Here is a 12,653-nt window from a genome sequence, read left to right as displayed (position 1 = left end):
GGACACTGGTTGTTAGGTGCTTATTTTACAGCCACTTCATTTATTGGAATGATTGCTTTAGCAGGAGTAATGGTACGAAATTCGGTCTTACTTATCGATTTTATTGAAATCCGACTAAACGAAGGTATTCCATTAAAACAAGCCATTATTGAAGCGGGCGCTGTAAGAACGACTCCAATTTTATTAACTACTGGAGCTGTTGTAATTGGAGCGGTCATTATATTATTCGATCCAATTTTCCAAGGATTAGCCATATCACTTGTTTTTGGAGCAATTGTATCTACAGTATTAACATTATTAGTTGTGCCAATTATTTACTATATCACGGAAAGAAAAAAGTGGGAAAATAAAAATACGGAGGAAATTAACCAATAATATTTGACTTATGAAACTAGTAATAATAACATCAATTTCAGAATTTGAAAAAGAAATAAAACAAATTTTGGTACAAGCAAATGTGAAAAATTTTTCATACAAAGAAGTTATTGGATACCACAACTCAAGTAATGAAGCCATAGGCGAAAACTGGTTTGGTACAGAAATGAATGAAAATGAAAGTATATTGTTTTATGCTTTCGTACCTGTTGAAAATGTGGATTTGGTTTTTACTGCTATAACTAAATTTAATTCGCAACAAGAAACCAAATCAAAAATTCATATAGCAGCAATAAATATTGAAAAATCAAATTAATAAAAAAAATAAGTATGAAAAACAGAATCATCCGAGCCATAGCTGGAAGTTTTGTACTAATTAGTATTTTACTTTCTATATATGTAAACCAAAATTGGTTGTGGTTTACCGCCTTTGTAGGTGTAAATTTATTACAATCTTCTATTACCAAATGGTGTTTAATGGAAGATATTTTAGCCAAATTAGGCGTTAAAGACTAACAAAAAAGCCGTTCTGATTTTTCAGAACGGCTTTTGATTTTTAGTTTAAAACCAGCTTATACCACTTTTAAAATATAATAGTTTTTCTTTCCTTTTTGAAGTAAAACGAACGTGTTCGCAATTAAATCGTTAGTAGAAATTACGTATTCTTCTGTTACTTTTATTTTGTTTACGGAAACGGCATTTTCTTTTAATGCTCTTCTGGTTTCGTTTCCTGAAGATAAAAATCCAGATTTCACAAAGGCATCTACAATTGGGTAACCCGCTTGTATTTCTGCTAAAGTAATTTCCGCTTGATCTAAACTTTGGAAAACATCCGCTAACGTTTTTAAATCTAATAGTTTTAAATCGTCCACGGTTGGTTTAAAGAAGGCTTGTGATGCAAAAACTGCTTTTTCGTGTTCTGCTGCACCGTGAATCATTACGGTTAATTCTTCGGCTAATTTCTTCTGTAATACTCGTAAATGTGGCGCTTCAACGTGTTCCGCTAATAACGCTTCAATCGTAGCTTTATCTAAGAATGTGAAAATTTTAATATATTTTTCGGCATCAACATCGGTTGTGTTGAACCAAAATTGGTAAAATTCATACGGTGATGTTTTATCCGCATCCAACCAAATGTTTCCTTTTTCCGATTTTCCGAATTTCGAACCATCTGCTTTTGTAATTAACGGACACGTCATTGCAAACGCTTTTCCTTCTGTTTCAGAATCTACGTTCATTCTTCGGATTAATTCTGTACCAGTTGTGATGTTTCCCCATTGGTCGCTTCCACCCATTTGTAATTTACAATTGTGGTGTTTGTGCAAATGATAAAAATCGTACCCTTGAATTAATTGGTATGTAAATTCTGTAAAACTCATTCCTTCGCCTTCACCAGACAAACGTTTTTTCACAGAATCTTTACTCATCATATAGTTAACTGTAATGCGTTTTCCCACTTCACGAACAAAATCAATGAACGAGAAATCTTTCATCCAATCGTAATTATTGACTAAAACTGGGGCTTGTGCATCCGTAGCATTGAAATCTAAAAACCGAGACAACACACCTTTAATTCCTTCTACATTATGATTTAAAGTGGCTTCATCTAATAAATTTCTTTCGTTTGATTTTCCTGATGGATCACCAATCATACCTGTCGCACCGCCGACTAAAGCGTAGGGTTTATGTCCGAATTTTCGCAAGTGCATTAATAAAATAATAGGCACTAAACTACCAATATGTAAGGAATCTGAAGTAGGATCAAAACCAATATAAACTGCAGTTGGCTCTTTTAAAAGTTGCTCTTCTGTTCCTGGCATCGCATCGTGTACCAGACCTCTCCATTGTAATTCTTCGATTAAATTTCTCATTTTATTTTTTTATTTCTTCACCCTCAGCAACAGCGTCTGGGTCTTCATTATTTTCTAAAATATCTAAAATAGGTTCTGTAAATTCTTGTTCGTTGGCTAAACTTCTGTTTAACGATAAAACTAAACTTGGTAATAAAATTAAATTGGTTAGCATTCCGAATAATAATGTAATGGAAACCAAACCTCCTAAAGCTACTGTTCCTCCGAAATCCGATAAAGTAAATACCGAAAATCCGAACAATAACACAAAAGATGTATAAAACATACTCGGTCCTTCTTCTTCTAATGTGGAGAAGATTGATTTTTTAATTTTCCAATTATTTCGAACCAATTCTTGTCGGTATTGCGCTAAGAATCGTATCGTATCATCTACGGAGAGTCCGAATGCAATTCCGAAAACCAAAATAGTTGAGGGCTTAATAGGAATACCTAAATAACCCATCAATCCAGCCGTAGCTAATAAAGGTAATAAATTCGGAATCAATGCCACAAAAATCATTTTCACCGAACGGAATAAGAAAAATATTAAAGCACCTGTTAATGCTAAAGCAAAAAGAAGCGATTCTATTAAATTGTCTAATAAATAACTGGTTCCTTTTTGAAATAATAAGGCTTTTCCAGTAATGGTAACTGTGAAACGTTCTTTAGGAAATAATTTATTGATTCGGTCATTTAATTTTTCTTCCACTTTCACCATTTCATCTGTGCTGACTTCTCTCATAAAAGTTGAGATTCGAGCATATTGCCCAGTGGAATCTACATAACTTTTCAATGGATTATTTTTACTGTCTTTTGATGAATTTTTTAAATAAGGCAAAATAAAAGCTTGCTCTTGCGAATCGGGTAAATCGTAAAAATCGGCATTTCCGTTGTAATACGCTTGTTTCGAAAACTTCACTAAATTGACAATAGAAACGGGTTTTGAAAGTTCAGGAATGGCTTCAATTTCCGATTGCAACTCGTCCATTTTCTTCAAAGTTGAAATCTTCATTACGCCTTTTTTACGCTTCGTGTCAATTAAAATCTCCACAGGTAAAACCCCTTTAAATTCTTTTTCAAAAAAACGAATGTCTTCAAAAAACGCATTGTTTTTAGGCATATCTTCTAATATACTTCCAGAAATATTGATTTTATAAACGCCAATTATTCCAAGTATTAAAATCCCAACAGCTACCGAATACACACGAACATTATGATATTTTACTTGGTTGATAATCCAATTTTTAAAATTCACCAAATAGCCGCGCTCCAAATGTTCCAAATGTTTTGCTTTTGGTATGGGCATAAAACTGAAGAAAATTGGAATTACGAATAAACTCAGCACAAAAAGCGCCATAATGTTAATGGAAGTTACAATTCCAAATTCTTGTAACAATTTATTATCGGTAATAATGAATGTAGCAAAACCTACGGCTGTTGTTACATTTGTAATGAAAGTTGCGGTTCCTACTTTAGTTAAAACACGTTGTAAACCTTTGGCTTTGTTTCCGTGAATTCGCGTTTCTTGATGGTATTTATTGGTTAAGAAAATACAATTCGGAATACCAATAATAACAATTAACGAAGGTACTAAAGCCGTTAATACAGTAATTTCATAACGCAATAATCCCAAAAATCCGAAAGACCACATCACGCCAATCATCACCACAAAAAGCGCCATCATAGTGGTACGAAACGAACGGAAAAAGAAATAGAAAATTAACGAAGTTACCAATAAAGTAGCCCCAATGAACAAGCCGATTTCGCTAATAATTGCTTTGGCATTTAAGGTTCTAATGTAAGGCATTCCTGAAACTTTGATATCCGTTTTTGCGGTTTCTTTAAACGTTTCTATAGCTGGAATTAGTTTGTTTAAAACAAATTCTTTTCTTTCGGGTTTGTTTACGATGTCTTTTTTAAGATAAATGACGCTTCTCACCACGCCACTTTTTTTATTGAACAATAAGCTTTCGTAAAAAGGCATTTTGTTTAATAAATCTTGTTTTTTGGCATTCAAATAAGCAGCATCAGCTACTTTATTTTGATCTATAAAAGGTTTGGTTTGAAAGGTTTGTAACGAATCATTTTTAACTAAATCCTGAATTTCATTGAATGATAACACACCATCGACTTCTTTGTTTTTAGCAATAGAAGCCATCATTTTGTTCCAAGATTTAAACGTTTTTGGTTTAAAAACATCGGCACTTTTAACGGCAAAAATGATTACATTACCTTCTTCGCCGAATTTCTTTAAAAAATCGGTGTAGGCAATATTGTCTTTATGGTCGTTGGGTAATAAATTGGCTTCGGTTTGTGTAAAACGGATGTATTTCCATTGCGATGCCATAAAAATAGTAAACAAAGCAATGCACAAAAGCACCCAATGTCTATTTCTTAAAAGCGTACGCGCTACAAAATTCCAAAAACTGGTGTTTAACCACTTCGTCATGATATGATTTTAGTGTGCAAAGGTAAGAATTATGATGAATTATATATAATTTTTAACCATATAAGTCATATAAGTTGGTTATGTGTTTAAAACAATACTACCCAACTTGTAAAAGCAAATCGAGTAGTAAGTTTTGTTTAGAATATGTGATTATTTTCTGTCTAAATATTTAGAGTGGTTTTATGCTCTTATTATTTAATATTGTTTTACTTCTACCAAACAGTATATATACAATCAAACTAATTGACAAACAAGAGTAAATAAATCCATTTAAAGAACTATTTGTGTCTTTAAAATTACTATCAAAAATTAAAGTTAGTAGATAAAACATTCCTAAAAAAATTAATATCAAAAACAATATATTAATTCTCTCGTGAATTTTAAAATGTTCTATTAAATAAGTTGAAAAAAATATTAAAAGAATATAAAAACTAAAAGTCAAGTAAATAATCATCAAAAACGATATTGATAAAAATTCTGTAAATTCAAATTTACAAATTTTTAAATCAATAAAATCAACTCTAAAAGCAGAAAGCAATGAATATAAAATAGAATACATAAATATTGCTGAAATTGTTTTTAAAAAAAATAGTAAATATTTTCATTTTAACAATTTATTATGCTTTTTCTTATCAAAATAATAAAGCAAATACACATTTATAGCAACACTAATAAATGTATATATAAACTCATTTATTGAGCTTTTATCGTTTAGCATATGTCTTTCAAAAACAAATTTAGACACAAAGAAATATAAACCCATAATGATTGCTGTAAATACAATAAAATTTATTTTTTTATATACTTCATACTTTTCATAAATATATATAAAAAGCAACCAAACAACTAAATAAAAACTAAACAATAAATAAATTAAAAGTAAATAAAACCAAGATAAAAAATCAAGCATATTAAATGTATTAAATTTAATACTTAATTCTATGAAATCAAGCTTAATACATAAAAGAAAGCTAAAAATTAAAGAATACAAGACTATTGTAACAATAGCCTTTAATAATATTTTAAAAAAATCCATATAAAATTAATTACAGCTTAAATTTGATTTTGGTTGTGTGAGATTTCGTAGTGTATTTAAAAAAATACTACCCGACTTACGATAGCAAATCGAGTAGTAAGTTTTGTTTAGAATATGAGTTTATTTTTTGTCTAAATATTTCAATAGTTTTTTATATAATTTAACAATAGCGATAACTATAATTATCAATATAATAAACATAAGAGTTTGTAATAAAAATAAACCAAAACTAAATTCATTAAAAATTTTTCCCATAAGAAAATATTGAAATTTAGGATTTTTTATAAAATTTTATTAAAATTTTAATTAAATATAAGATTGCAATAATAATAAACACATACATAACAACTCTTATTGCGCCAGTTGTTGAAAAAATTAAAAATGACTTCATAACTTTACTATTAAATATTAATTAATCTAAACATCATTTTTCTTATCTAAATATTTTGTAATTTTTCTGTAGAGTTTAATTATATAATATATCACCACAATTAAGAGAATAATATTTATTATAGGTATTAATATTCCCAATAAATAATGAAAATAATATTCAAATGTTTCCGGATGTTGTACTTTTATTTCTTTCATAATTTAATAATGAATTGTTGCATAAATTGAACCATTGTTTTTAAGAAATTTAATCTGAAAATGTTCTGATGCTGTAAATACAGTGCCAATACCTTCTAAAAAAATAAAATGTACCATATTTCCATAAACATCGACCTCTGCACTATTTGGAAACCCTGCAGTATTATTAGTTGTTGAGTTAGTTTGATGCCATTCTTTTCCTAATGTCATACCTGTAATTTCACTAGTAACGGCAGTTACACTGAAAGGATTTGTATTTTGTTTAACAGAAAGTTCTAAATTAATAAATATACCTAGATCAAAAACTGCTTTTGATATTCTTTCGCCAAGATTAATATTGTTTACTTGTGTTGTACAATTAGAACTATTTCCAGTGTTTAAATAATCTTCCAAATCATTAGCATTATTAAATACCTGTCCATTTGTAGCATTTACAGTTGGGTCAATTGTAAAAGTTGTACCTGTAATTTCAGCCACATCTGTCAACTTATCAATTTTTTCAATTTTCTCTAAACTTGTCAAATTTTGCAGTATACTTTGCTGTGTTGTTGCACTCTGTCCCGATAACCAAGCACCATGTTGAAGTAAAAAAACAAAAGCACTTTGTTTTGTCTGATTAATCTGGACTGTAGTTAAATCATTTGAATTTTGAGATAATGTAGTAAAGATAGCTTGAATATTGCTTAATGCATATTCGACAGCACCTTTATTGGCTCTGGTTAATCCACCATTATTTTTAAAAAATTCTTTAATATCATAAAAGAGCCAAAAATTATTTGACATTACATCTCTAAAGTCAGTTAAAGAACTTGTATATGCAATTACTTGTCCAGCAAAGATAAAATCAACATTATTTAAATCCACATCACCATCATAAGAATTTGGAATGAAAATACCTGAATATTCGTCTGAACCTCCACCGCTATTTCCGTTATTGTTGTTTCCTGTGCCGGTTGGAATTCCATTATTACCACTGCCTGAATTTTGGATGCCGGTATAAATATAAGATACATGTGTTGAAACGCACTTATTACACATATCACAAGGACCAGTACAGCCAGTACAATGAAAAGAGTAAGTTATTACTTCAGAAAAACCTTCTCTTCCAGAAATTCTGTTGTAAACCATTTCAGAACTTTCAAGTGTTCTAGCGTCTGTTGGGTTTGCTTTTTCAGTATTAAAAAATATTATTTCATTCCATTCTGTTCCTACTTTTTCGTATACTAAATTATAATATTCTTTAGCGTTTAAGTCTTCTGAAAGCGGATAAATTTTAAACAAATTAATGCGTTTATTTATTTGTATTTCTTGTTTTCAAAACAAACAACTCCATTATTAAATATAAACTCAATAGTAAATATATACATGTAGGTATATAAAAAAGCCAATGTTTTAAAAAAGTAGTTTTAAATATGTAGACTAAAAAAATATATTGAATTATCAAACTTAAAGCAATCCAAATTTTTTTTGTTTCGAAAATTTTGATAAAACTTAATATTATTAAAATGATAAATAATAAGTTCAAAAAACTTATAAAACTCTCATAAAAATTTTGATAAAAACTAATAATTTCCCCAAAGTAATTTAAAAACAAAAAGGGTATGAGCATAAATAGAAAAGGCGAAATATGATCATAAGGAATGTTAATTAATAAAAACATACAAATTGTTGCTGTTTTTATTGCTTTTAAATTTTTCATTTTTTATCCATTATTTTGAGGTGAAGTTCCTCCGTTAGTGTCTTTTGTACCACCTGTTGGTGTTGGTAAATCCCTTAAAACTTCACCAAGTGTTCCTGGTGTTTGTCCGTCCCATAAAATATTAGGTGACTCACAACTTGGTAAATTAACAGTCGTATTTGTTTCAAACATCACTATAGCTATGTCTGTACAATTTAAACTTGATAAATTATAAACAGGGTTATTGTTTGCGAAATTTACAGTTCCATTAATTAAATTTGATAATTGAGAAGCCGTTATTGGAACACTTAAACTAACATCATAAGAAGTGTTTTCATTATTATGGAATTCGCCTGGAACATTGTAAAAATCATTGGGGTTTGGTGAGATGGTATTAGGAACAATAGATTGTGCTCCTGATTTCGGATAAAACCCCAGTGAACGTACTTTGTTTCCCTGTTTTATGGTAATAAATGAATGACCGACTCCTCCGTTTAAAGTAAACAAATCATGATCGCCTGCATCTGGTTGGTCTGCAGCTATAGTTAAAACAGCTCCCTGTGTTGTATTAAAACAACTTAAATAATTAGCCATATTTGTTATTGGTGTACTGTCTCCTAAATCTACAGGTAGCCCATTTATTGTGCCATTGGTCAATAAACTGAGAGTATTATTAATTTCTTCTAAAACTTCTGGGGTATTTCCATTATTCTCACAATAATTAATTGCCTCATCAATACAAGTCTCACTTTCATCAGAATAATTATTCGCAATCAAATAATTTGTAATACTTTGCTGTGTTGTTCCAGACTGCCCACCTAACCAAGCACCATTTTGAAGTAAAAACTGAAATGCTCTTTGTTTTGTCTGATTAATCTGGACTGTAGTTAAATCATTTGAATTTTGAGATAATGTAGTAAAAATAGCTTGAATGTTGCTTAATGCATATACAACAGCATCTTTATTGGCTCTGGTTAATCCGCCATTATTTTTAAAAAATTCTTTAATATCATAAAAGAGCCAAAAATTATTTGACATTACATCTTTTAAGTTAGGAGGTAAAGAACTTGTATATGCGACTACTTGTCCAGCAAAGATAAAATCAGGATTATTTAAATCCACATCACCATCATAAGAATTTGGAATGAAAATACCTGAATATTCGTCTGAACCTCCACCGCTATTTCCGTTATTGTTGTTTCCTGTGCCAGTTGGAATTCCATTATTACCACTGCCTGAATCTTGGATGCCGGTATAAATATAAGTTATTGTCGTTCTAATACATTCACCAGTTGGACATGCAAAGCCATCACACGCTCCGCTACATGATCCATTACAATGAACACTATATGTGATTTCTTCCGTAAAACCTTCCCTTCCAGAAATTCTGTTGTAAACCATTTCAGAGCTTTCTAATTTTCTTCCGTCTGTTGGATTATTTTTTTCAGTATTAAAAAATATTATTTCATTCCATTCTGTTCCTACTTTTTCGTAAACTAAATTATAATATTCTTTAGCGTTTAAGTCTTCTGAAAGCGGATAAATTTTAAACGAATAAGTGGTTTTATTGTTTGTTGGATTAACGTATTTTTTAATACCAATAGTGTCTGTAATAAATTCTGATTCAATAGTTCTAGCTTGAAAATCTGTAGATTTACTTATACCTGCTTTTTTTAGATAATCAAATTTATTTATACCTGTTTCATTTTTAAATTGCTTAAAGCTTATTTCATTTTTATCTTCATCGTGATGATGCACACGATTTTCAAATAGTTCTTCGCTACAACTAATAGCAAATAGCACAGTTACTAAAAGTAGGATGTTTTTCAATTTTTGTTTGGGGTTTTTCATAAATTAAAATTTAAAGTTAATAAAAATATTTTTACTAATATAATAAAATTTTTAATATAGGACAATAACTCCTATAAAATATTTATATTATGTGGCAAATTTTGTATGTGCGAAAAAAAGTAAATACAAAATTTTTAGAGGATTTTGGTTTTAACCTTAAAAAAGTTAGAATTCAGAAAGGTATAACTCAAGCACAGCTTGCAATTGATTGTGATGTAGATGTTTCTGTTATAAGTAGAATTGAACGTGGTGTAGTAAACACATCTTTATCAAATATAAAAACTATTGCCATTTCATTAGATGTTGATATAAAGAATTTATTTGAATTTTAAAAAATCTCTAAATCCCCAAGTTCAATGTAAAAGATAGTTTTATGGCAATATTTTGATCAAATGTTGATAATTGATACGGTCCATATCTGTAATAGGTAGCTAAACCAAAGCCTTTAAATATGTTTTGCAATTCAAATCCACTTTCAAAAAAACCTTTTTCCATAGTTTTAAATGCAATACCTTCATGATTTTCAGGATGAGTAAAACCACCAAAAGCGACTTTAGTTCCTAAAATTAATATCGGTTTAATGCTTTTTGAAATTTGAAATTTATTAAAGTAGTGTTTCATCTGAAAAAGTGAATACCTGTCTGAAAAAAATTCATTAAAATACATGGTTTCAAAAGACGTTTTATTAGCAAATGTAATTCGCCTTAAAATGGCTTCTCGGTCTAAATTATTTGGCGCTACACTATATAAATGGGATAGTGGTGCGTTGCCTAAACTAATTCCTCCTTGTAATAAAAAAGTGGTTTTTTGTCCTGATAAGTATTTCTTTTCTTGATAAACTCGGGCATCAATTTTTGTAAATTCAATGTTTTCGCTCAGTACATTTGGGATTGCGTGAGACACCTGCAAAATTATTTTTGGGAATCCTTTTTCTACTTCTAAAATTTCTTGTGGTGCTTGTAAAAATTTACTATTTGGCGACCATTCCAAACTTAAAGTTGCTAAAGTTAAATTGTATATTTTATATGATTTATTTGGTGCAATAAATTCGTAATCAAATAAAGGATTAATTCTGGAACGACTTATTTTAAAAGTAGTTTCAATTTTAGAAATGAATTTCGATTCAAAAGTCAGTTCATACGATTGATGGTTATAAAATGTTGAAAGATTAAAGGGTCTTGGATCGTACAATTTAAATTTTTTAGAATCGGCTATTAAAGTTAAATCGGCAAATTCAATAATATCGTCTGTAAAGGAACCCGAAATCCAACTATCCGAATTTTTTGAAATCCGAAACGCACTTCCAAGTTGACTTTTAAAAATACCGTCTCGTGTGCCATATGCGCCATAACCAAATAGTTTATAATAAGGTGAAAAGCGATCGTTTGTAGCAATTCCTATACCCAATCGGAAACCTTCGTAACTGTTATATTTAAAAATATCGCGCGCTCGAAAATCAAACCAACCAAACGGAATTTGTCCGTTAATTAGTTTTTTGCCAAAATAAATTTTCTTTTCAATTTTTGTTGCGGTTACTAAACTGTCTAATGTTTGATAGGTGTTTTGTGACCTTTCGTCTAACGTGTCGTTTGAAATTGTATTAAAAAAAGCAGTATTTTTTTTAATAGCACTTTTATCAATCTGAATTTGATATCGCTGTCTATTTTGAAGTTGTGTAAAGTTATAATTACTATAATCTCTATAAATTTTTACAAATAAATCGTTTGAATAATCGTATTTTTTGGAGGTATTTGGCAAATTGTCAAACTGGATAGTTTCTCCTAAAAAATCAATATTTTGTTTTCCTTTTCCTTTAGTTATTAATATGTTTTGAGAAACAGGAAACCACGATTTTTCAGTATTAAACGAGCCAAAAATAGTTTCAGCTTTTACATTGATAATGCTATTTATTAGAAAAGTAATTTTAGTAATGGCATTTGTTTTTAAATCAACAATAGCCACACCTTTTAATTTATTTTTTTTGATGCTTTTTTTTAATTCAAATTGCAACACTATTTCATTACCATTTGGTTTAATTATCGTATCAGTTATTTCAAATTTATATTTTAGTGATCCATCAGTTGAAAAAGGATTTTGAAAAGTAAATTGTAAAATTTTCAATTGTTTTTTACTCAAATCAAAGGGCATAAATTCTTGTCCTAATAATTCGTAAACAGGTTGTTTTAAACCCGCCATTTTTATCCCAATAATAATTTCTTTTTTCTTGCCTTTTTCGAAAGAAATTTTTGAAACTTTTTCGGTTTGATAAACATGTTGTTTGGTAATAATTTTCTTGAATTTATAACTTGAAGAATCTATTATAAATTTCGTTTTTCGCTTGTTCTTAAAAACCGTATCAATTGAAGCAGAAATAGAATCTGGATCCGCAGAAACAATTGATTTTTCGTAAAACGTATAACTAAAATCAGGCGTTTTTATTTGGTTTTTGCTTTGTAATTGAATAATACTGGTTATTAAATTTTCAGTAGTTTTACGGTGCTTTGAAGTTGTCTTTTGAGCCATTGCCCCAAAAGAACTAAAAAAAATAAACCACACGAGTATTCTCATTTACAAGAAATTAAAAGCAAATATACATATAATAAAAAAGCGCCCAATTACTTGAACGCTTTTATTTATTTTAAAATTTATTTTGCTTCGTTGAAACGTTTTGTTACTTCGTCCCAGTTTATTACATTGAAAAACGCTTCAATATAATCAGGTCTTCTGTTTTGGTAATTTAAATAATAGGCGTGTTCCCATACGTCTAAACCTAAAACAGGAGTTCCGCCACAACCAATTCCTGGCATTAAAGGATTATCTTGATTT

General features: G+C 29.4%; 11 protein-coding genes. 4 read left to right on the top strand and 7 right to left on the bottom strand.

Annotated elements, in window-relative coordinates:
• The 3 genes from ABWO04_RS07025 to ABWO04_RS07015 all read left to right on the top strand — a co-directional run.
• A partial coding sequence (locus ABWO04_RS07025) for an efflux RND transporter permease subunit (RefSeq protein WP_353078595.1) occupies positions 1 to 375 on the top strand: 375 nt, incomplete at its 5' end.
• Positions 376 to 385: 10 nt separating this feature from the next.
• Positions 386 to 691, top strand: a complete 306-nt coding sequence (locus ABWO04_RS07020; RefSeq protein ID WP_353078594.1) for a hypothetical protein — start codon at positions 386 to 388, stop codon at positions 689 to 691.
• A gap of 14 nt (positions 692 to 705) precedes the next feature.
• Positions 706 to 891 (top strand): YgaP family membrane protein, encoded by a 186-nt coding sequence (locus ABWO04_RS07015; RefSeq protein ID WP_353078592.1) that lies wholly within the window; start codon positions 706 to 708, stop codon positions 889 to 891.
• Between the two features lie 56 nt (positions 892 to 947).
• On the opposite strand, the gene tyrS is transcribed toward ABWO04_RS07015, so the two are convergent.
• The 5 genes from tyrS to ABWO04_RS06990 all read right to left on the bottom strand — a co-directional run bounded on the left by tyrS (position 948) and on the right by ABWO04_RS06990 (position 9,827).
• Entirely contained in the window at positions 948 to 2,246 is a 1,299-nt protein-coding gene (gene tyrS, locus ABWO04_RS07010) for a tyrosine--tRNA ligase (protein WP_353078590.1), read from the bottom strand.
• A 1-nt stretch (position 2,247) separates the two neighbouring features.
• Positions 2,248 to 4,674 carry an efflux RND transporter permease subunit gene (locus ABWO04_RS07005; RefSeq protein WP_353078588.1) on the bottom strand — a complete coding sequence of 809 codons (2,427 nt, stop codon included), beginning with the start codon at positions 4,672 to 4,674 and terminating at the stop codon, positions 2,248 to 2,250.
• Positions 4,675 to 5,275: 601 nt separating this feature from the next.
• On the bottom strand, positions 5,276 to 5,710 hold the full coding sequence (locus ABWO04_RS07000) for a hypothetical protein (RefSeq protein ID WP_353078586.1): 435 nt from the start codon (positions 5,708 to 5,710) through the stop codon (positions 5,276 to 5,278).
• A 591-nt stretch (positions 5,711 to 6,301) separates the two neighbouring features.
• The gene (locus ABWO04_RS06995; RefSeq protein ID WP_353078584.1) at positions 6,302 to 7,579 is read right to left on the bottom strand and encodes a hypothetical protein; all 1,278 of its coding nucleotides are present in this window, start codon (positions 7,577 to 7,579) and stop codon (positions 6,302 to 6,304) included.
• A gap of 421 nt (positions 7,580 to 8,000) precedes the next feature.
• The gene (locus tag ABWO04_RS06990) at positions 8,001 to 9,827 is read right to left on the bottom strand and encodes a hypothetical protein (RefSeq protein WP_353078582.1); all 1,827 of its coding nucleotides are present in this window, start codon (positions 9,825 to 9,827) and stop codon (positions 8,001 to 8,003) included.
• Positions 9,828 to 9,916: 89 nt separating this feature from the next.
• Between ABWO04_RS06990 and ABWO04_RS06985 the strand changes: the two genes are divergently transcribed.
• Entirely contained in the window at positions 9,917 to 10,159 is a 243-nt protein-coding gene (locus tag ABWO04_RS06985) for a helix-turn-helix domain-containing protein (RefSeq protein ID WP_353078580.1), read from the top strand.
• A gap of 7 nt (positions 10,160 to 10,166) precedes the next feature.
• Here ABWO04_RS06985 and ABWO04_RS06980 read toward each other — a convergent pair whose 3' ends face one another.
• On the bottom strand, positions 10,167 to 12,395 hold the full coding sequence (locus tag ABWO04_RS06980; RefSeq protein WP_353078578.1) for a DUF5686 family protein: 2,229 nt from the start codon (positions 12,393 to 12,395) through the stop codon (positions 10,167 to 10,169).
• 77 nt (positions 12,396 to 12,472) lie between these two features.
• Positions 12,473 to 12,653, bottom strand: a 181-nt coding sequence (locus ABWO04_RS06975) for a superoxide dismutase (protein WP_353078576.1), incomplete at its 5' end; no start/stop codon positions are given.

The sequence above is a fragment of the Flavobacterium sp. genome, from assembly GCF_040382755.1.
Lineage (GTDB): Bacteria > Bacteroidota > Bacteroidia > Flavobacteriales > Flavobacteriaceae > Flavobacterium.
Note: the sequence above shows the minus strand (reverse complement) of the source record. Positions and strands in the feature narration are given on the sequence as shown.

What these genes read in the sequence shown, in the direction of transcription:
- tyrS (WP_353078590.1), bottom strand. Translation starts at nt 2,246, where the DNA reads ATGAGAAATTTAATCGAAGAATTACAATGGAGAGGTCTGGTACACGAT.
- ABWO04_RS07015 (WP_353078592.1), top strand. Translation starts at nt 706, where the DNA reads ATGAAAAACAGAATCATCCGAGCCATAGCTGGAAGTTTTGTACTAATT.
- ABWO04_RS06980 (WP_353078578.1), bottom strand. Translation starts at nt 12,395, where the DNA reads ATGAGAATACTCGTGTGGTTTATTTTTTTTAGTTCTTTTGGGGCAATG.
- ABWO04_RS07000 (WP_353078586.1), bottom strand. Translation starts at nt 5,710, where the DNA reads ATGGATTTTTTTAAAATATTATTAAAGGCTATTGTTACAATAGTCTTG.
- ABWO04_RS06985 (WP_353078580.1), top strand. Translation starts at nt 9,917, where the DNA reads ATGTGGCAAATTTTGTATGTGCGAAAAAAAGTAAATACAAAATTTTTA.
- ABWO04_RS07005 (WP_353078588.1), bottom strand. Translation starts at nt 4,674, where the DNA reads ATGACGAAGTGGTTAAACACCAGTTTTTGGAATTTTGTAGCGCGTACG.
- ABWO04_RS06990 (WP_353078582.1), bottom strand. Translation starts at nt 9,827, where the DNA reads ATGAAAAACCCCAAACAAAAATTGAAAAACATCCTACTTTTAGTAACT.
- ABWO04_RS07020 (WP_353078594.1), top strand. Translation starts at nt 386, where the DNA reads ATGAAACTAGTAATAATAACATCAATTTCAGAATTTGAAAAAGAAATA.